Raw genomic sequence first — 20460 nt, 5'->3', positions numbered from 1 at the left:
TAGCATTGGTTTTAGAGGTGAGTATTTTACGTATTGAAATGCGTATTGCAAAGCCTATTCAAAGGCAGATGAGCATTAATACAATTTAATTGTAATTGTGGTGTGAAAGCCAAACTTAAAAGGCTACCACGTTGACCTGCACACCACGTTCACACTAACAATTATTTTTTATGTCTAGACCAATAATCGTCAACGGTTTCTTTCATTTCTTTACAGAGCAGCACAATACCAAATAGGTTAGGTAAAGTCATTACTACAATGGCCACTGCCGACAACGCCCATACCAAAGTGGTATCAGAAAACGCAGCCCATACAAAGCCAGCTACGTAAATAACACGATATGGCATTACCGAACGGGGGCCGAGCAAGTAAGTCATCGCCCTGTCACCGTAATACGACCACGCAATAGCGGTTGAGAACGCAAACAGCATAAGCCCGATAGACACTATGTATTGGCCGAAGTTACCGAAATATCCGCGTGTAAAGGCGATGGTCGTTAGTGCCGCTGAGTGCACCAAGGATTTACCGCTCACTTCTAGGTTATCTCGTACGGGTTTACCCTCTTCTATTTTAAGCGTACCGGTAAATAAATCTTCGCTACCAATGTTGTATTTAACATCTTCAGCAACTGAGCGTGAATTTAACAAGGTAAAGCCATCGCTAACCGCAGTGCCATTTACTACTGTGATGCTACCTGTGTACGCTGTTATCTCATTACCTTCTACGTCGTTTAGGTAACCGTAAAGCTTATCGACATCGGCTTGATCGCTGTCATCATATTGGCCTTGAACAAAGAGCATGTCAGAACGATCGAATACGTTTTCATGCTTTTCTTTCCATACACCAGAAGACAAGATAACCAAACCAGTCACCGTACAGATAATGATGGTATCGATGAAAGGTTCAAGTAGTGACACCATACCTTCAGACGCAGGCTCTTTTGTTTTAGCCGCAGCATGCGCAATTGGCGCAGAACCCTGCCCCGCTTCGTTTGAGAACAAACCACGGTTTACACCACGGTTAAACGCATACGCAAGTGATGCGCCTAGGAAGCCACCTGCAGCCGCAGACCCTGTAAATGCATCTTTAACTACCGCGGTGAAAGAAGGAATAATATTTTCAACGTTTGCGAAAATAACCGCTAACGCACCAATAAGGTAAATAACCGCCATTACCGGCACGACTCGCGCAGTAAAAGCAGCAATGCGTTGAATACCACCAAGGATAACAAGCGCAAGTAAAATACCCAGCACGCTACCTACTGCCCAAGGCTCGAAACCAAACGTGGCTTCAATACTTTGCGCAATACCATTACTTTGCGGCAAGTTACCGGTACCGAATGAACTCACTACCGTGGCAATGGCAAAAGCCACCGCTAGCCATTTCATGTTTAAGCGTCTGTCCATGTAATACATGGGACCACCCGCCATGGTGCCATCTTCGGTTTTCACACGGTATTTGTGAGAAAGGGTAACTTCAACGAATTTCGTAGTCATACCTAAAAAGGCCGTTACCCACATCCAAAATAAAGCTGCTGGACCACCTAAGAATATGGCGAACGCCACACCACTGATATTACCGGTACCCACCGTACCTGATAGCGCGGTAGTAAGTGCGCGAAAATGAGTGGTATCACCTGGGTCGCTCTCTTTGTCGAACTTACCGGTTACCACTTGCCAAGCGTGTTTGAAAAAACGAATTTGAGGAAATTTAAGGTAGATAGTGAAGAAAAGACCTACACCTAGCAATACGTAAGGAAACCACCCTGCGCCGCCTAAAAAACCATCCAGTATGACGAGAAAACTATATAACCCTTCCAAGGTATCACCCCTTTATTATCTTGTTGTTATGATTTCTATTATTGTATTTATTAATAAAGCCCCGATGAAAAGGGGCTTTTTTGTGATGCTAATTTAACGTATTAACCATTTAACTTCTTTACTACGGCATTTACGGCAATAAGTAAATCCTCACCTAGCTGTCTGCTGCGCTGAACAGACCAGCCATAAATTTCATCAGGCACATCGACATTGTCTTTGAATGGCATTTCAACGGTGTAAGACATGCAGTTAAACTTCTCACCTACTGCATTTGCTGCCACGGTTAAGTTCCCCTCACCTGGCGCGTCTTTATCGTATCCAAACTCATCTTGAAATTCTGGCGTTGCATTTAGTAGCGCATCTTTAAACGTATTTTCTAGCGCTTTAATTTCATCAGAATAACTTGGATTACCTTCACAGCCTGCCACAAAATTGTACGGCAGTGCTTCATCACCGTGCAAATCGACAAACATATCTACGCCTATGTTTTCCATTGCGTTCATGACATAAAGTACTTCTGGGCTTTTATCAGCGCTAGGCGTAGCCCACTCGCGGTTTAAATTGGTGCCTACCGCGTTGGTGCGCAAGTGACCGCGTGCGCTGCCATCAGGATTCATGTTAGGTACTACATAAAACACAGCGTTATCCAGCAATTGTCGCGCCAGTCCGTCTTGCTCATCTAGCAAACGGTAAATTAAGCCTTCCGCACACCACTCCGCCATGGTCTCACCTGGGTGCTGTCTGGCAGTTACCCATACTTTTTTCTTGTTCGGGGTTTCTTCTCCAATCACTAGCATGGACATATCGCGGCCATCTAGTGTTAAGCCTAGAAACCGATGTTCACATAGCAGTGACATTTGCGCATCGTGCACTAAATCTAAGTGCCTCTCATAGCTGTAAGGAATGAAGTAAGCGAAATAAACACTAGGTTGTTCGAGTGTTAGAGAGAATGTGAGGTTATCGCCATCAAACTCGCTGGGGATACGAAACCAGGTTTGGCGATCGTATGATGCAAGCACATTGTAGCCTTTCCAGCCATCTGGATACGCCGACTTTGCTAAATCAGTTAAGGTCATTGTGTGGGTAACAAACGTCTCGCCAACTAAGCGAAAATGAAACCACTGGGCAAACTCAGATTGATTATCTTTTGGAATGGCAAGACGGATGTCTTCAACCGATTCAGCGCTTAACACGTCAATGTTGCCGCTATCGAATTGACTAGAAATATGCATAAACTGTCGTTTCTCTTCTTAATTTTAGCGGTAATTTAGCATAGTCGGTAACACAAATACCATGTGCCAATGCGCTATTTATGCCTCTTGGCGGCACGGTTTTGTTTACACAAATAAAAAACCGACCCTAAGCGGTCGGTTTTTATTCAAATTGAATATTAAAGCGGCAGTGTGGGGAAACTAAGCCCTGCCATATCCCGAATAACACGCATTACCTGACAGCTATAACCAAACTCGTTATCGTACCAAACATAAAGGGTAAGACGCTTATCAGCCACTATTGTAGCCTGCGAGTCGACCACTGACGCTGCGCGAGAGCCCACTAAGTCGGTAGAGACAATCTCTTTACTTGCGGTGTAATCGATTTGGTGTTGTAAGGTAGAAAAGAGTGCAGCATCCCGTAAGAATTCATTCACTGCTACTCTATCTGTGCCTTTCGCTAAGTTAAGGTTCAAAATAGCCAGTGATACATTCGGCGTAGGCACGCGAATAGCGTTACCAGTTAGCTTGCCAGCAAGCTTAGGGTAAGCTTTCGATACCGCTTTTGCTGCGCCTGTTTCGGTAATAACCATATTAAGTGGCGCACTACGACCGCGTCTGTCACCCTTGTGATAGTTATCAATTAGGTTTTGATCATTGGTGTATGAATGCACCGTTTCAACATGACCGTCTTCAATGCCATATTCTTCATCCAACGCTTTAAGCACTGGCGTAATCGCATTGGTAGTACAACTTGCTGCTGAAAGAATGGTGTCGTCTGGCGTAATCTCGTCATGATTTACCCCATGTACGATGTTTTTAATATCGCCTTTACCTGGTGCCGTCAGTACCGCTTTAGACGCACCTTTCGCTTTAAGGTGTAAACCTAAACCATCGCGGTCACGCCATATACCCGTGTTATCAACAATAATAGCGTTGTCGATACCGTATTGGGTGTAATCAACCTCGTCTGGGCTGTTCGCGTAAATCACTTGTATAAATGAACCGTTTGCTTTTAATGCATTACGCTCATGATCGATAGAGATACTGCCGTTAAATGGCCCATGCACTGAATCACGGCGAAGTAAGCTAGCACGTTTTTCCAAATCACCATCGCGTCCGCCACGTACCACAATGGCGCGTAAACGTAGCTTATTGTTTTTACCTTGGCGTTCTATCAACAAACGCGCTAACAAACGACCTATACGACCAAATCCATAAAGTACAACGTCTTGAGGCTTCTGATCGTCCTCTTTATCAATAACGTCGCCTAACTTCTCACTTAAAAATGCATTTAAGTCGTCGTTGTCTACCGCCGAACCGTAATTAAAGTCGAAGGCCAATTTACCAATATCAATTTGAGCAGGGGCAATCTGCATTTCGCTCAGCGCAAGTAAAATTGGGAAACTCTCCCGAAGTCGCAATTTTACTCCCTCGTGCAAGCGTACTTTGCGATGCGCTTTGATCACATCAGTTGCACTGGCATTTAATAAAGAGCGGCCATAAACTGAAATTTCTACTGCGCTATTTCGGTATAGCTTACCGATAAGGGGCAACATCATTTCCGCGTATTCCTGACGCTCTTGCCAGCTGCTTTGTAATTCCTGCTCAAACTGTTGGTTCATGTTTTTGCCTTTATCGACGTAAATTAACGGTATGTGACACGTCAGTTTTTTAATATTTTAGGGTACACTAGGTGAAGATTTCGTCTGACGGTGACGAGCAGTATCTTAAAGAAACAAACAAGGATGACCAAATTGTTGATAAATTTCATGAAATCAAAAAATTTGCCTGTTCTAGGCACTTTATTTAGTAATTTTCCAACAGGTTATAAAAATGTTATCACCACGCTATCGATGACCGTCATGCTGTCTGGATGTAGCGATTGGTTCGAACCCACTATTAGTGAAATTTGCGAAACCAACAGTGAAATGTGTTTAGATTTAAGCCTAGATGCACGTTGTCGTCACGAGCGGGCCGACATCATAAGATTAAGATACAACCACCAAACAGATACCTCAGACGCGTTCAAATACCCATTATTATTAGCGTTTGAAGATTACTTGGTCTGCGTGGAAGAAGCACAGCATATTGAGCACATAAAACGTAAAGGCAAAGAAGCCACCCGCCTTAAGGGGGTCATTACTGCTCAACGCGAACTTACCCGATTAGCCCGCGAGACTAAACGTTCCCTTGACCCTTACCTTTCTTATTACCACTGGTCTCGTCACAATGACAACGAGGCGTTTCACCGGTTTGAGCGCTACGCCGCGAGCAACAAAGTTAACGATCCTGAGTTACTTATTTCTTTGGCCTCGGCGCAAATTAAAACGGATCCTGAGCGCACAATTAATACCTTGTATAAAGCACTAAGCCTATACAAAGATGCAGATGACATAGACAGTGCGGTGTACTTATCATTGGTGTCGTTAGGTACGGATAAAGAAAACTATAGAATGGCTTATGTATGGCTAGGCGTAAGCGAATACTTTGACGAAAACATACCCTCAGCTAGAAGGGAATCACTTGGCAAAAAATTTAATCTTCCGGTTGATATTTTAGACAGCGTGGTTAGTGATATTGTCTCTGCCCTTGATAACAGTCAATTCGATGCGAGCGCACTTAAGCTACATAGACTGTAATAATGAAAATGAATTACATTTTTTTCGTCAGAAATAAGTGCTAAAAAAAGAAAAAATCCGCCAAACATGAGCGGATTTTTTTATTTTTTAGGTTAAGGAAGCTAAAGCTGTATATTTTTTGTTCGACTGTTTACCTTGTGAAAGACTACCTACTCAATGTAATCGCTACAGAGTTCGAGCCTAGCCTTTTACCACAACGTCACCATTACCTTTAAATGTCAGTGAAATTGAATTCACGCAATAGCGCTGACCGCTTGGCTCTGGGCCATCTGGAAACACGTGCCCCAAATGAGAATCACATTGTTTACAGAAAATCTCTACACGATGCATGCCGTGCGTATTGTCATCTCGGTAGCCAACATTGTCGTTTTCAAGTTGCTGAAAAAAAGAGGGCCAACCACAACCAGCATCAAACTTAGTTTGTGATGAAAACAAATCCGCTCCACAGCACTTACAAACATAAGTTCCCTCTCGGGCTTCATCTAACAACGCCCCGGTAAAAGGTCGCTCTGTCCCGGCATTGCGGCACACTCGGTATTCTTCTTCAGACAGCGTTTCTTGCCATTTTTGCTCAGACATCGTTTCTCCTAAAATTCATCCCTTAAAAAGAAAAAAGGTGCGCCTAAAGAACCTGGCACACCTTTCAATTTAGTACAGGAACCGTATTAGCGTTTTATAGAAGTTTGCGGGCGTTGGGGATCACTCCATTCTAAGTGATACTTTTTACCCGCAGGCTTATCTACACGTTGATACGTGTGGGCACCGAAAAAGTCCCGTTGACCTTGTAGCAAGTTAGCCGGCAGCACCGCCGTTCTATAGGAATCATAGTAACTTAGTGATGACATCATAGCCGGGCATGGAACGCCTGCAATAGTGGCTTGCGCAATTGACTGACGCCAATCAGATTGAAATTCTGAAATCTGTTCTGCAAAGAACGGATCCATCAGCAGGTTCGACAACTCTTCGTTGTTTTCATAAGCCTTAGAAATAGACTGTAGGAAAACGGCACGAATGATACAGCCCGCGCGCCAAATTTTTGCTATTTCACCAAACTCTAATTGCCAACCATGCTCTTTGGCAGCGATAGCCATTAGTTGGAAGCCTTGCGCATAAGCACAAATTTTAGAGCAGTATAACGCTTGTTCTAATTTATTGATGATGTCTTCTTTCTGCTCATCCGAATGAACCACAGGTTCAGGGCCCGAAAGCACCTTACTTGCTGCCACACGCTCATCTTTTAAGCTAGAAATACTGCGCGCAAATACAGCCGACGTAATGGTTTGCGCAGGGCTACCTACTTGCAATGCACTAACCGCAGTCCAAAGACCAGTGCCTTTTTGCCCTGCTCTATCTAGAATAACGTCAACAAGGGGCTGCTTGGTATCTGGGTCGAGTTGGTCGAGCACTTCAGCGCTAATTTCCATTAGGTAACTATTTAGCTTACCTTCATTCCAACGTCTAAATACAGCAGCAATGTCAGAAGGCGACATTTGCAATGCTTCGCGCATCACGTGATAGGTTTCACAAATAAGCTGCATATCAGCGTATTCAATACCGTTGTGTACCATTTTCACATAATGGCCTGCGCCAACTGGGCCAATATAAGTGGCACACGGCTCACCTTCTAATATGGGTTTACCTGGCACGAAACTCTCAAGAGGTTTACCGGTTTCAGGATCGACCTTAGCGGCAATCGCTTTAAGTACAGGCTCAATTCGGGTCCACGCATAAGGGTTGCCCGATGGCATTAATGATGGCCCAAAGCGTGCCCCTACTTCCCCACCAGAAACCGCAGTAGAAAAGAAGATAAACTTGCCTTTATATTGCTCTTCCCGTGCAACTGAGTCTGTCCACAAGCTATTACCAGTATCAACCACGATATCGTCGGCATGAATACCCGCATCAATAAGATGATTACATACATGGTCGACAGGGTCGCCGGCAGGAACAGAAAGAATAATAAGATGAGGGGCTTTTAGTTTGCTGAGTAATTCGGTGTAAGAGCTGCAACCTTCAACGCGAGGTTCAGCGTTGGCATCTCGCTCACTGGCGTCTTTTACGAGAATAGCATCGACCTTATGCTGGTCTAAATCGAAACACGCTACTCGATAACCGTGATCTACCAAGTTCATTGTAAGGTTACTACCCATTACACCTAAACCGATAAAACCAATATCACACGCTGTTGTGGCGTGCTTATTTCCACCTTCATTTTGCATAGAAAAACCCTCACATTCAGATGGGAGAGCATAATACCACCTGTACCAATAAAGAACAGCATACCGGGCCGATATCCGTTCGGTATGCTATTTTTTTCGTCAGAGGTAAAGCTTACGAGGTAAATTCGTTAAAACTAAACAGAGTAAGAGACTTACCCGCTTGTAAAAATACTTTTTGAATACAGATTTTGGGTTGCTCGCTGAGTGAAGCGTAGCGAGTATCTAAATGCAAAGTCCAGCCGCCTTTCGGTGACAAACTAGGTAGATTAAACCTCACGTCGTTGTCGCTGGCGTTTACACACATAAACCAATGCTCTGGGGTTTGTTCACCTACCGCGCACCCTCTAATTTCAACACCAAAAGCTTTATTGTGTGCCGCGTTCCAATCTTCAGAGGCTTTATCGGTGCCATCAGGTTTGAACCAGTTAATTTGGCTGACATTTTTCGATAACGAGTAATGGTCGTCTTCTAGCTTTATCTCGCTTAACAAGGTAGAACCTTGTTTTAGGCGAATAACATACTGGCAAAAGCTAAGGAAATCTTGCTGACGCTTGTTCATTTCCCACTGCGTCCAACTAATTGGATTATCTTGACAATAGGCGTTGTTGTTACCGTTTTGCGTGCGACTTAGTTCGTCGCCCCCTAAAATATGTGGCGTGCCTTGTGAGAAAATAAGCGTGGCAAATAAATTACGCTTCTGGCGTTCACGTAGTGCCAATATATTTTTATCTTGGGTTTCACCTTCAACGCCATAGTTAGCTGATAAGTTATGCCCGTGACCATCACGATTTTCTTCTAGGTTAGCTAGGTTATGGCGATCGGCATAACTCACTAAATCATGTAGGGTAAAACCATCGTGGTAGGTGATGTTATTCACCGATGTGGAAATATGCCGGTAGCCTTTATGAAATAGGTCGCGAGAACCCATAAAGCGAGTAGCAAAATCGGCTGCTAAGCCTTCATCACCGCGCCAAAACGCACGTGCCGTGTCTCGGTACTTATCGTTCACTTCTAGCCATGGCGTGGGGAAGTTACCCACCTGATAGCCACCAAGCCCAATGTCCCAGGGCTCGGCTAGTAAAACGGTTTGCTTTAATACGGGGTCTTGCCCGATGGCGCGAATTAGCCCAGCATATTTATTATAAGCTTGTGGCTCTCGTCCAAGGGTTACCGCTAAGTCGAAACGAAAACCATCTACACCAATAGTGGTTGCCCAAAAACGCATGGCGTCTAAAATGAGGGTCATCATGTAAGGATGAGACGTATGCACAGTGTTACCGCATCCAGAGTGATTAGAATAAACCAACTCTCCCCGCTTAGTTTGCTCTAACAGATACGCTTGATATGGGCAGAAACCTTTGTATGACAAAATAGGGCCGCCTTTACCGCCCTCTGCCGTGTGGTTGTAAACCACATCTACAATCACCTCAAGCCCCGCTTTATGGTATTCATCAACCATATGCTTAATTTCGGCCAAAGCATCTTTGCTGGCATAACGAGGTTCCGGCGCGAAAAAGTTAACTGGGTTATAGCCCCAGTAATTCGTTAACCCTTTTTCCGTAATGTAAGGCTCTGGCATAAAGGAGCACATTGGCATGAACTGAACCGTGGTAATACCTAGCGCTTTTAGGTGGGCAATAACCGCGGGGTGGCTTGCCCCAAGGTACTTACCTCTGTGTTCTTTTGGCACATCGGGGTGTAACTTTGTTAACCCTTTCACATGCGCTTCATAAACAATACGTTTGTGTTTTGGGATCTCGACCTTGCGAATAACACTTTCAGGGTAATCGGCGTCTGCCACCACCACACACTTAGGCACCATAAATTGCGAGTCGAATTTATACTGCCTAGCATCCCAATGAATGGGTCTGCTTAGTTTTTTTGCATAAGGGTCGATAAGCAATTTATCGGTGGGCACACCGTGCAGTTGCCCTTCGCCGCGCTCCACTCGATAGCCATATAAATGACCTGCTTTTACATTGGGAAAGAAACCATGCCAAATATCGCCGCTTTTTTCAGGCAGCAATATTTCTTCTATAGGTTCTTCGGTATCGTTGTGAAAGAGACATAACGCCACCGCTTTCGCATCTGGCGCATAAACAGCGAAGTTGCACCCATCATCATAAGGCGTAGCACCTAATGGAAACGCTTCACCTAATAAAACATGGTTTACCTTTGTGACGTTCTGTTTCGCGTCCAACGTAATTCCTATTTCGTAATGTAAAATACGGTAGATAAAGGGGGCAAATTAATACTGATCGAGTGGTCTCGGTTATTCCATGCTACCGGCGTAGGCGTGACATGGCTGTCCACAGGATAATCGCTCCCCCAAAATACCTGACTATCAGTATTTAGTGCAAGTGCCAACTCGCCGGCCCCATCTACCCCTACGCGGTAATGTTCTCTTGGTATAGGCGTAAAGTTACAAATAACATAGACTTTTTGCTTACCATCTAGCGACGTGCGAACAAAAGACACCACACTTTGGTCGGCATTTTCATGGTCAACCCAGGCAAAACCATGATGACTGTGATCTTGTTCGTACATAGCAGGAGTGCTGGTATAAAACTGATTCAATGCTTTATATAAGCTTTGAATACCTTTGTGTTTTTTATGTTCCAGTAGGTGCCAATCTAAGCTGGTGTCATGGTTCCATTCTTTGCTTTGTGCAAATTCATTGCCCATGAAATTTAACTTCTTGCCAGGGTGCCCATACATAAAGCCAGCATAGCACCGTACGTTAGCGGCCTGCTGCCATTCATCACCGGGCATTTTGTGCAATAAGCTGCCTTTGCCATGCACCACTTCATCATGAGAAATAGGCAACACGAAATTTTCGTCAAAGGAATAAACCATGCTGAAGGTAATTTCACCATGATGGTAATTACGATAAGCAGGATCTTTGGCAATATACGTTAGCGAGTCGTGCATCCAGCCCATATTCCACTTAAAGCCAAAACCTAATCCACCTTCAAACACAGGCCGTGATACTTTCGGGAAGGACGTAGATTCTTCGGCAATAGTCATGGCGTCAGGATAGTGTTTATATACTTCTTCATTCATCCAGCGTAGCAGGCTAATGGCTTCGTAATTTTCATTCCCGCCATCCACATTCGGGATCCACTCGCCTTCATTACGGGAATAATCGAGATAAAGCATAGAAGCAACCGCATCGACTCGTAATCCATCCACGTGGAACTTATCTAACCAAAATAACGCATTGGCGACGAGAAACTGACGAACGGTCTGTTTGCCAAAATCATAAATGCACGAATTCCAATCCGGATGCCAACCTCGCCTTGGATCTTCATATTCATAAACATGGCTGCCATCAAAGCGCGCAAGACCATGGCCGTCTTCCGGGAAATGTGCAGGCACCCAATCAATAATTACCCCTAAATCAGCTTGGTGGCATTTATCGACAAAGTATTTAAATGCATCAGGGTTACCAAAACGGCTAGTTGGCGCAAACATGCCCACTGGCTGATAGCCCCACGAACCATCAAACGGAAACTCTGAAACCGGTAATAACTCTAGATGGGTATAGCCCATCTCTTTTGCGTAAGGAATGAGGTCGTCGGCCAACTCTTCATAAGTTAAATAACGCTGACCACTGTCTGCGTCAGGGCGCTTCCACGAGCCTAGGTGCACTTCGTAAATACTCATTGGGTTGGCATATTTATTTTGTTTACGAGATGCTAGCCATGCATCATCGTTCCACTGGTACTTATCGTGGTTAAATATCTTTGACGCATGAGAAGGGTATTGCTCAGCGCTAAACCCTAGAGGATCGGTTTTGTGCGGTAATTCATGCCCGTGGGCGTCTTTAATTTGATACTTATAACGTTCCCCTTCGCCTAGGTTTGGAACAACCAATACCCAATAGCCCAATGAGGTTTTTTCCATTGGATGTAAGCGTCCGTCCCATTGGTTAAAGTCACCAATTAATGAAACTGAAGAAGCGTTTGGCGCGTACACGCAAAAACGAGTGGCAGGGAGTGCCTCCCCTTTTTCAGGCGTAACAGTGATGAGTTGAGCACCGGCTTGGTGATATAGGTTTTCTGGTTTGCTGTCGATGTAATGCACAGCGTGGTATGCATTATCAACGAATTGATAAGGGTCACAATAGATGTAGCTATCGGCTTTATTGTGGATAGTCACCCAATAAACCTGCGCACTTTGGGCCTTTGTAATTTCACCCTCGAATAAACCAGCTTCAGTGAGCGGTTTCAGCATAACCTTTGGCAATGCGGTATCTGGCCAACTTATTTCGATGGATGATGCGTCTGGACGCCATACTCGAATCTTAGTTTTACTTCCTGTTTCAATTGGCCCAAGAACGGAAAACGGCTGAGAACATGTTGCATGCTCTAATTGCTGCGCTATCTGCTTTACCCGCGTTACCTGCATCTGCTACTCCTATTAAAAACCCGCAAGAAAACGCGGGTTTACTGCCCTAATATTAGGCAAAGGCGCGCGTATTTGCACGCCAACATATTCACTTTAAAAAATGAAAATTATAACTTAAGCACTCGCTTGTTTACGTGCTTGCGTTAATTGAGCTGCCAACTCTGTTATATCATGAGTCTCGAAAATAGCCTCAACATTCTTGGTCAGCTTTCTACGCCAGTTAGGGTACTCATTGAAAGTACCTGGAATATTTACGGGCTTGTCCATTTGTAACCAGTCTTCTAGCTGCAAGCTTAATAAAGCACTTGAGCCACCAGCCATATGCACTTGCATCCCTTTGCTAAGTTCGCCAGTCATGCCAGTAGTATTCACATCGCTTCCAACATTGTCAGGAATTGAATGATGACCGTGTAATGAATCTAATATTGACTGTTTGTTTGCATGGCGATCGGCATACAAGGTTTGTAAAATATCGTCTGTTGGATAAAGACCAATATCTTTGCCGAGCGCCAGGTCAAGACAATGCCAGTAACCTATAAGCGTAGGCATGTCGTGTGTAGTAAGTGTAGACATAGACTGCACAGGGTAATGGCTTGGCGAGAAGAAACCGCCATCTTCTGCTTGCTCAAAGAAGAAAACACGGTAGGAATACACACCATTGTCTGCCAACTTACTGCGAATCTCTTCAGGCACGGTGCCTAAATCTTCACCAATCACTAAGCTTTGGTTACGATGACTTTCAAGGGCCAAAATACCCAATAAATCATCTACCGGGTAATAGACATAACCGCCCTCTTTCGCATCATCACCTTTCACTACCCACCACAAACGTAGCAATGCCATTACGTGATCTATACGAAGAGAGCCTGAAGACGCCATATTGGCTGAAAATAAGTCGATGATTGGTTGGTAAGCCTGCTCGTAGAGCTTACGAGGATCCATAGGAGGAAGCCCCCAGTTTTGCCCCAAAGGCCCTAAAATATCAGGTGGTGCACCTACGCTAGCGTTAACGCAATATAAATCTTTGTTACCCCAAATTTCAGCACTACCTTCACTTACCCCTACCGCAAGGTCTCGATATAAACCAATGGTCATACCGCACTCGGTGGCTTTGCTGCTTGCCGCTTCTAACTGTTGCGCTGCTATCCATTGTAAAAATAGGTAGAACTTCACATTACCAGCATTCGCCTTTTTAAATTTCGCAACCGCAGGGTTATGGTAATCTTTGTATTCTTCAGGAAATACAGGCCAGCCCCAGCAGTCTTTTCCTTTCGCTTTCAAATGTGACTGAAGCGCATCGTATACCGCCAGCATATCTAGGCTTTCACCACCTTCGGTAACAAACGCTTTAAATGCTTTATTTTGCTTGGTGTTTTTACGAAGATGGCGAGCATCGTAGACATCAAACACTGCTTTCAACGCTGCCAGTTTGATATGCGCGACAGCCTCATAATCTACATGTTCTGTTTCACGGGCATGGCTCAACGTTTTTTGGAATTCTTCTGCATTCACCACGGCTTGAACACTGTCATCATCAAAGCCTTCAATAGCAGAAGCATCAATGTACAAGTAGTTTAGCCAGCGGCGAGAACTAGGACCATAAGGAGAACACGCATCTGGATTAGCTGGGTAAAGTGCATGAATAGGATTAAGCCCGATAAAATCAGCCCCTACACCTGCCGCTTTCTCAATTAGCGTTGCAAGGTCGGTGAAATCCCCTATTCCCCAGTTTTTTCCACTGCGCACACAATAAAGTTGCACGCTTAAACCCCAAATCTTTTTACCCGCGGCAATAGGGTCTGGGGTATAGCAGGCTTTTGGTGCAACAATAATACGTGACTCTGCAAATTGATCATCGTCAGCACTTAACGCCATGGTGTGATAACCCAGCGGTAAGTTAAGTGGCAAAGACACCACGTATTCATGGAACTCCACCTCATCGATGTGCGCCATGGTCGTCATTTCTTGGTCTACCGGTGTAAACGTATGCTTTTCAATTTTTCCGTTTTCACAGTGAACTGTAATGACATGTTCATCGTTTACAAGCTCTATAGGTAAGCGCACAACGATAACAATAGCCTCATCGCTACGAACCACTTGAACAGGGTTCAGAGGAGATAACCAAACTGAGCTAATGTCGTCTATAATTTGCGATTGAATCTTTTCTTCACTGGCGGTGTCATAACCCAGCACGTTAAGTAATTTGGCTTTACTTGACTCTGCGATGGTTGCTGGTTTGCCCCATGCGTCGACGTATTGAGTCTCTATTCCACGCATTTCAACCAGTTGTTGCAGAAGATCTTGTGTCATCGTAACTTGTTCCTGTATTCCTGTGAGAGGTACGCTTAATTTGCACTAAGCAAATTTGCTTATACGTACAAAATATTAACATTATTCTAGAAACAGTCGCGCTATGAAAACTGAATACGATTGCATAAGCTGTTGTTCGTAATTTTCCAACAGTTTAGCGTTTTTGTTTTGCCAATTATGGCATTTTGATCCATACTTTACGTAATTTATTTTCATATTCAAAAATAATCGAGGTACGTCATGACAATTCGCATCGGTATTAACGGTTTTGGTCGCATTGGTCGCTTAGTAATGCGTGCGGCTGCTGCCCGTGAAGACATCGAAGTAGTTGCTATTAACGACTTATTAGATACAGATTACATTGCCTACTTATTAAAATACGATTCAACGCACGGTTTATTCGACGGTGAAGTTACAGTAGACAACAACGACTTAGTTGTAAATGGAAAAACCATCCGCATCACATCAGAAAGAGATCCTTCAGACCTTAAATGGAACGAAGTAGATGTGGACGTGGTAGTTGAATCAACTGGCTTATTCTTAACAAAAGAAACTGCTGCTAAGCACATCGAAGCGGGTGCTAAGAAAGTGGTTATGTCTGCACCTTCTAAAGACGACACGCCAATGTTCGTTATGGGTGTTAACGATGAAAGCTACGCGGGTGAAACTATTGTTTCAAACGCATCGTGCACAACTAACTGTTTAGCGCCTCTAGCGAAAGTACTTAACGATAAGTTCGGTATTGTAGATGGCCTAATGACAACGGTTCACGCGACTACAGCTACTCAGAAAACCGTTGACGGTCCTTCTATGAAAGACTGGCGTGGTGGTCGTGGCGCTGGCCAAAACATCATTCCATCGTCTACTGGTGCTGCAAAAGCAGTAGGTAAAGTTATTCCTGCACTTAACGGCAAGCTAACAGGTATGGCTTTCCGCGTACCTACGCCAAACGTTTCAGTAGTTGACCTTACCGTTAACCTAGCAACACCAACTAGCTACGACGCTATTTGTGCGGCAATGAAAGAAGCATCTGAAGGCGAGCTTAAAGGTATCATGAGCTACACTGAAGACGCGGTAGTATCAAATGACTTTATCGGCAACGCCAATACATCAATTTTTGATGCAACAGCGGGTATTGCACTTACCGACACATTCGTAAAAGTTATCTCTTGGTACGACAACGAATGGGGCTATTCAAACAAAGTTCTAGACTTGGTTGCTCACATTTCTAAGTAATCAGGTTTATCAATAACGGCGACTTTGTTGATCAGTTATTGAGTACATTGTTAATAGACTGAAAAAAGGTGTGAATACTATTCGCACCTTTTTTATTTTCAATGCACAATAAGCCATTATTAAATGGTAATGCGAGACTTTGCGGAAATCTCGACAACGGTACAATCAGCACGTTGCTTCATGGAGGATTTATGTCAACAGAATCATTGCAAGTAAGCGAATCAAACGGATTGACGTTTTTAGAGGTAGATAACCACCTCGGTTCAGCAAAAATCAGTTTATTTGGCGGACATGTCTTATCTTTTATTCCAAAAAAAGATGGCCAAGAACGCTTATGGGTAAGCCCCCATGCCTACCTTAACGGTGAACGCCCCATTCGTGGTGGAATACCTGTATGTTGGCCATGGTTTAGTGATGACCATGGTAAAGCGAAAGGTGAGCTGCCTGCCCATGGTTTTTTGCGTACACAAGTGTGGCAATTAACTTCATCAAGTGAAGATGAAACTGGCACCCATATTACGCTCGCCCCCTCCTTCACTCGTGCGGAAGGGTTTGAACATGACTGTGCGGTTACCCTATCGATTACTGTAGGTAACGCTCTTACTGTATCGCTAATAACTGAAAATACAGGCGTAGTGCCATTTATTTACAACTGCGCGTTACACAGTTACTTCCATGTTGATCATATTCAAGCGGTTCGCCTTGAAGGTGTAACCGGTGACTATAAAGATAAGCTCGATGACTGGGCGGTAAAGCCCACACCGGAAAATTATACTTTTACCGGTGAAACTGACCGTATTCATATGAGCCCGGTAGAAAAAGCGTCTATTGTGGTAAACGATAAACCATTTACTGATGTTGGTTCAAAAGGCCACGACTCATTGGTGGTCTGGAACCCATGGCAGAGTGCTGCTTCAATTTCTGATATGGATCCGTTCGGGTACAAACATATGCTTTGTGTAGAGTCGTCTATCACCCAAGGCAAGACACTACAGCCAAGTGAGTCTCACGCCATGGTGCAAACGATAACGCCTGTGTTGCGCTAGCGAGCCGTTTAACGGCTTAAATAAAGTAATGCGCTAGCGAGCCGTTTATTGGCGTAAATAAAAAAGCCCCGATAATAAGTGACGTCATATCAGTCACCATTACCGGGGCTTTTTTAATGCTTTTTAATTACCTGATGTTGGCACCCGCAACCGCTTCTTTAGCAAGTTGCGTAATACGTGACCAATCACCTGACTCAATAGCATCGTCTGGCGCTAACCACGAGCCACCAACACAAACAACGTTCTTAAGGGCTAGGTAATCATTGTAGTTACCTGGGCCAATGCCACCTGTTGGGCAGAACGTAAATTCTGGAAATGGACCACTGATCGCTTTAATCGCTTTAACACCACCAGACGCTTCAGCTGGGAAGAATTTCATATGGGTGTAACCCGCGTCTTTCCCTTTCATAAGTTCAGACGTTGATGAAATACCTGGAATTAGCGGTATTTCTGCTTCCATACCCGCTTTTAATAAATCAGCTGTCATACCAGGGCTAATTGCAAATTTAGCACCTGCTTCAATAACCGCTTTAAGCTGCTGTGCATTCGTTACCGTACCAGCACCAATTAAAGAATCAGGTACTTCGTCAGCAATACGCTTAATAACGTCGATAGCCGCAGGCGTACGAAGCGTAACTTCTAATACTTTAATGCCACCTGCCATAAGGGCTTTTGCTAGCGGAACTGCCTTTTCCACGTCGTTGATAACCAATACAGGTACAACAGGGCCAGCAGCAAAGATATCAGCTGGCGAATATTTCCATTTACTTGTCATAAATCAGCTCGCAGTATGTTGTTGAAGATAAGCAGCTGCACCTAATAAGCCGTGATCAGGCTCTGCTATCAAATAAGTAGGAATATCTTTCACATAGTGCTTCATTTGCCCTTTCGCTTCGAAACGAGCTCTAAAGTCACTATTTTGAATGAATTCAGGGAAACGGTTTGCAATACCTCCGCCGATGAAAATACCACCTGTTGTGGCCATATTTAACGCCAAATTACCCGCAAAGCTGCCCATAATTCTGCAGAACTGCGTTAAGGTAGCGGCTGCAATATCACAGGTACCGGCTAATGCGGCTTCTGTAATTTGAGCAGGTTCAGCGAATGTGGCTTCTTTACCTGCATCTTGTGCCAGTGCGGTATAAATATTATGTAATCCCCTGCCAGACATTACTTCTTCAGCAGAAGCGCGGCCGAAGCTTTTTTGCAGGTAACGCCATACCACAACATCGGTTTCATCAACAGGAGAGAAGTCAACATGACCGCCCTCGCCGTCTAGGGTTTGCCACCCCGTAGAGGTCATCGTGATATGCTCTACACCCAAGCCAGTACCCGGGCCAAATACCGCAATGTTACCACCGGTTTTCGCCGTGCCATCACCAATTTGAACCACTTGTGAGTCGTTCAAAACCGGTAATGAATGTGCCACTGCGGTAAAATCGTTAATCACAAATAATGAATCTAATTTTAACTGCGAACATAGCGCATTTTGCGAAAACGCCCAGCTATGGTTTGTCATCACGACTTGGTCGCCCAATACCGGGCAAGCAATACCAATACACCCTTCGGTGAATTGGTATTCAGGCATTTCAGAAAAATACTGTGAAATTGCCAAATCGATACTGGCAAAATCATTACACATGTATTTCTTTATATCGGTTACGCCTGTTTCGGTAACCCGAGCTACGCGAATGTTAGTGCCCCCTACATCGGCCACAAACTTCTGGCTCATAGCGCCTGCTCCTGGTTGTAGAACAACGAGCATGCACCTTCTTCAGCACCGGTAAGGATGGCACGCATGCCGCCGAACATTTCTCGGCCCATACCAATATGGTGGTGACCAATATCGGCAGGTTTCGCTTCACGGGCTTCAAGGGTAGCTTCATCAACGTGCAACGTTAATGCGCCTGTTTCTGTATTAAGCTCAATCAAGTCACCCGCTTCTACTTTTGCAAGTAAGCCGCCTTTATAGGCTTCTGGGGTAACATGGATTGCGGCTGGAACTTTACCTGAGGCACCAGACATACGACCGTCAGTAACCAAGGCCACTTTGAAGCCTTTGTCTTGTAACACGCCAAGAGGAGGTGTTAAACGATGCAATTCTGGCATACCAATAGCCGAAGGCCCTTGGAAACGAACCACGACAATACAGTCTTTGTCCAAGTCACCCGCTTTAAAGGCAGCGTCTAAGTCGAACTGATCTTCAAACACAACCGCTGGCGCTTTAATAGTGCAATGTGGAGTGCGAAGCGCTGATGTTTTAATTACACCGCGACCAAGGTTACCTTCTAGTACACTTAAACCACCATCTGGTTTAAACGGCGTTTCTACTGTGGCGAGTACTTCTTTATCTAAAGACTCAGTAGGACCATCACGCCATTCAAGCTCACCGTCTTTCAACATTGGCTCTTTGGTGTAGAAGTCTAGTCCTTCTCCACAAATAGTATTAACGTCGTTATGCAACAACCCAGCATCTAGCAGTTGCTTGATAAGCAATGACATACCGCCAGCCGCTACAAAATGGTTAATGTCGGCAGAGCCGTTAGGATATATACGAGTAAGCAAAGGCACAGCATTAGAAATATCTGAGAAATCATCCCAGTTAATGATGAAACCGGCTGAACGCGCAACGGCAATTAAGTGCATGGTATGGTTTGTGGAACCACCTGTTGCTAATAAGCCTACTAAACCATTCACAATGGCTTTAGCGTCAACAATATGACCGATTGGACGGTATGTATCGCCTAAGTCAGTAATACGTGTTGCTTGAATAGACGCTGCTTTCGTTAAGGCATCACGAAGCTCTGTACCTGGGTTTACAAACGAAGAGCCCGGTAAATGAAGGCCCATCATCTCTACCACTAATTGGTTAGAGTTTGCTGTACCGTAGAAAGTACACGTACCAGCAGAGTGATAAGATTGAGATTCGGCTTCTAGTAGCGCATCACGGCCTACTTTACCTTCTGCGTATTCTTGGCGAACTCGCGCTTTTTCTTTATTCGGTAAGCCAGAAGGCATAGGACCAGCTGGCACAAATACTGTTGGCAAGTGACCAAAGCTTAACGCCCCCATTAATAATCCAGGTACGATTTTATCGCAAATACCTAGCATAAGGGTAGAGTCGAACATATTGTGCGAAAGCGCAATAGCAGCACCTTGGGCAATATTGTCACGGCTCATTAAGCTTAAATCCATACCGGTTTGACCTTGAGTCACACCGTCACACATAGCGGGAACACCGCCAGCAAACTGAGCAACACTGCCTACGCTTTTTACTGCATCGCGAATTATCGCTGGATACGTTTCGTATGGCTGGTGAGCAGAAAGCATGTCATTGTAAGCAGATACAATCGCCACGTTCGCTTTTGTCATTGAGCGCAGGTCAGATTTATCTTCTGTTCCACAAGCTGCGAAACCATGGGCTAAGTTTCCGCACGAAAGTACACCGCGGTGAGGACCTTGGCGGCGTGCGTGTTCAATTTTTTCTAAGTAAGCCTTACGGCTATCTTTGCTACGCTCTATTATACGTTGCGTAACTTCTGCAATTCTTGAATCCATCATTGTCT

Annotated in this window: 14 protein-coding genes; 3 read left to right on the top strand and 11 right to left on the bottom strand. The window is 44.6% G+C overall.

What is annotated here, in order from left to right:
- Window positions 1–161: 161 nt before the first annotated feature.
- From AMBT_RS05795 to AMBT_RS05785, 3 genes are all read right to left on the bottom strand, one after another.
- A complete protein-coding gene (locus AMBT_RS05795) occupies window positions 162–1820 on the bottom strand; it encodes an alanine/glycine:cation symporter family protein (RefSeq protein ID WP_013783655.1) in 1659 nt (552 codons plus the stop codon).
- A gap of 101 nt (window positions 1821–1921) precedes the next feature.
- Complete coding sequence (locus tag AMBT_RS05790; RefSeq protein ID WP_013783654.1) at window positions 1922–3052, bottom strand: M14 family metallopeptidase; 1131 nt, start codon at window positions 3050–3052, stop codon at window positions 1922–1924.
- A 158-nt stretch (window positions 3053–3210) separates the two neighbouring features.
- A complete protein-coding gene (locus AMBT_RS05785; RefSeq protein ID WP_013783653.1) occupies window positions 3211–4656 on the bottom strand; it encodes a glyceraldehyde-3-phosphate dehydrogenase in 1446 nt (481 codons plus the stop codon).
- A gap of 147 nt (window positions 4657–4803) precedes the next feature.
- On the opposite strand from AMBT_RS05785, the gene AMBT_RS05780 reads away from it, so the two are divergent.
- Window positions 4804–5673, top strand: coding sequence for a DUF2989 domain-containing protein (locus AMBT_RS05780; protein ID WP_126873408.1), 870 nt, complete (start codon window positions 4804–4806; stop codon window positions 5671–5673).
- 180 nt (window positions 5674–5853) lie between these two features.
- Here AMBT_RS05780 and msrB read toward each other — a convergent pair whose 3' ends face one another.
- From msrB to malQ, 5 genes are all read right to left on the bottom strand, one after another.
- On the bottom strand, window positions 5854–6252 hold the full coding sequence (gene msrB, locus AMBT_RS05775; RefSeq protein WP_013783651.1) for a peptide-methionine (R)-S-oxide reductase MsrB: 399 nt from the start codon (window positions 6250–6252) through the stop codon (window positions 5854–5856).
- A gap of 86 nt (window positions 6253–6338) precedes the next feature.
- On the bottom strand, window positions 6339–7892 hold the full coding sequence (gndA, locus tag AMBT_RS05770) for an NADP-dependent phosphogluconate dehydrogenase (RefSeq protein WP_013783650.1): 1554 nt from the start codon (window positions 7890–7892) through the stop codon (window positions 6339–6341).
- Window positions 7893–8004: 112 nt separating this feature from the next.
- Window positions 8005–10092 (bottom strand): glycogen debranching protein GlgX, encoded by a 2088-nt coding sequence (glgX, locus tag AMBT_RS05765; protein ID WP_013783649.1) that lies wholly within the window; start codon window positions 10090–10092, stop codon window positions 8005–8007.
- Between the two features lie 8 nt (window positions 10093–10100).
- On the bottom strand, window positions 10101–12302 hold the full coding sequence (glgB, locus tag AMBT_RS05760; protein WP_013783648.1) for a 1,4-alpha-glucan branching protein GlgB: 2202 nt from the start codon (window positions 12300–12302) through the stop codon (window positions 10101–10103).
- A gap of 114 nt (window positions 12303–12416) precedes the next feature.
- A complete protein-coding gene (gene malQ, locus AMBT_RS05755; RefSeq protein WP_013783647.1) occupies window positions 12417–14612 on the bottom strand; it encodes a 4-alpha-glucanotransferase in 2196 nt (731 codons plus the stop codon).
- 240 nt (window positions 14613–14852) lie between these two features.
- On the opposite strand from malQ, the gene gap reads away from it, so the two are divergent.
- Both gap and AMBT_RS05745 read left to right on the top strand, forming a co-directional pair.
- Complete coding sequence (gene gap / locus AMBT_RS05750) at window positions 14853–15848, top strand: type I glyceraldehyde-3-phosphate dehydrogenase (protein WP_013783646.1); 996 nt, start codon at window positions 14853–14855, stop codon at window positions 15846–15848.
- A gap of 191 nt (window positions 15849–16039) precedes the next feature.
- Window positions 16040–16894, top strand: coding sequence for a D-hexose-6-phosphate mutarotase (locus tag AMBT_RS05745; RefSeq protein WP_013783645.1), 855 nt, complete (start codon window positions 16040–16042; stop codon window positions 16892–16894).
- 127 nt (window positions 16895–17021) lie between these two features.
- Here the strand turns inward: AMBT_RS05745 and AMBT_RS05740 are convergent, their stop codons facing one another.
- Genes AMBT_RS05740 through edd form a run of 3 tightly spaced genes read right to left on the bottom strand, consistent with a single transcriptional unit; the run spans window position 17022 to window position 20452 of the window.
- Window positions 17022–17669, bottom strand: coding sequence for a bifunctional 4-hydroxy-2-oxoglutarate aldolase/2-dehydro-3-deoxy-phosphogluconate aldolase (locus AMBT_RS05740; protein ID WP_013783644.1), 648 nt, complete (start codon window positions 17667–17669; stop codon window positions 17022–17024).
- A 3-nt stretch (window positions 17670–17672) separates the two neighbouring features.
- Window positions 17673–18626 (bottom strand): glucokinase, encoded by a 954-nt coding sequence (locus tag AMBT_RS05735; protein WP_013783643.1) that lies wholly within the window; start codon window positions 18624–18626, stop codon window positions 17673–17675.
- Entirely contained in the window at window positions 18623–20452 is a 1830-nt protein-coding gene (edd, locus tag AMBT_RS05730) for a phosphogluconate dehydratase (RefSeq protein ID WP_013783642.1), read from the bottom strand. The genes AMBT_RS05735 and edd overlap by 4 nt, the downstream gene beginning before the upstream one ends.
- Window positions 20453–20460: the final 8 nt, after the last annotated feature.

It is taken from the genome of Alteromonas naphthalenivorans, assembly GCF_000213655.1.
GTDB classification, from domain to species: domain Bacteria; phylum Pseudomonadota; class Gammaproteobacteria; order Enterobacterales; family Alteromonadaceae; genus Alteromonas; species Alteromonas naphthalenivorans.
Note: the sequence above shows the minus strand (reverse complement) of the source record. Positions and strands in the feature narration are given on the sequence as shown.

Excerpts from the sequence above, each read along its gene's own strand:
- gndA (WP_013783650.1), bottom strand. The coding sequence starts at position 7,892 with ATGCAAAATGAAGGTGGAAATAAGCACGCCACAACAGCGTGTGATATT.
- glgB (WP_013783648.1), bottom strand. The coding sequence starts at position 12,302 with ATGCAGGTAACGCGGGTAAAGCAGATAGCGCAGCAATTAGAGCATGCA.
- AMBT_RS05780 (WP_126873408.1), top strand. The coding sequence starts at position 4,804 with ATGAAATCAAAAAATTTGCCTGTTCTAGGCACTTTATTTAGTAATTTT.
- AMBT_RS05785 (WP_013783653.1), bottom strand. The coding sequence starts at position 4,656 with ATGAACCAACAGTTTGAGCAGGAATTACAAAGCAGCTGGCAAGAGCGT.
- gap (WP_013783646.1), top strand. The coding sequence starts at position 14,853 with ATGACAATTCGCATCGGTATTAACGGTTTTGGTCGCATTGGTCGCTTA.
- AMBT_RS05740 (WP_013783644.1), bottom strand. The coding sequence starts at position 17,669 with ATGACAAGTAAATGGAAATATTCGCCAGCTGATATCTTTGCTGCTGGC.
- AMBT_RS05745 (WP_013783645.1), top strand. The coding sequence starts at position 16,040 with ATGTCAACAGAATCATTGCAAGTAAGCGAATCAAACGGATTGACGTTT.
- AMBT_RS05735 (WP_013783643.1), bottom strand. The coding sequence starts at position 18,626 with ATGAGCCAGAAGTTTGTGGCCGATGTAGGGGGCACTAACATTCGCGTA.
- AMBT_RS05790 (WP_013783654.1), bottom strand. The coding sequence starts at position 3,052 with ATGCATATTTCTAGTCAATTCGATAGCGGCAACATTGACGTGTTAAGC.
- msrB (WP_013783651.1), bottom strand. The coding sequence starts at position 6,252 with ATGTCTGAGCAAAAATGGCAAGAAACGCTGTCTGAAGAAGAATACCGA.
- edd (WP_013783642.1), bottom strand. The coding sequence starts at position 20,452 with ATGGATTCAAGAATTGCAGAAGTTACGCAACGTATAATAGAGCGTAGC.
- malQ (WP_013783647.1), bottom strand. The coding sequence starts at position 14,612 with ATGACACAAGATCTTCTGCAACAACTGGTTGAAATGCGTGGAATAGAG.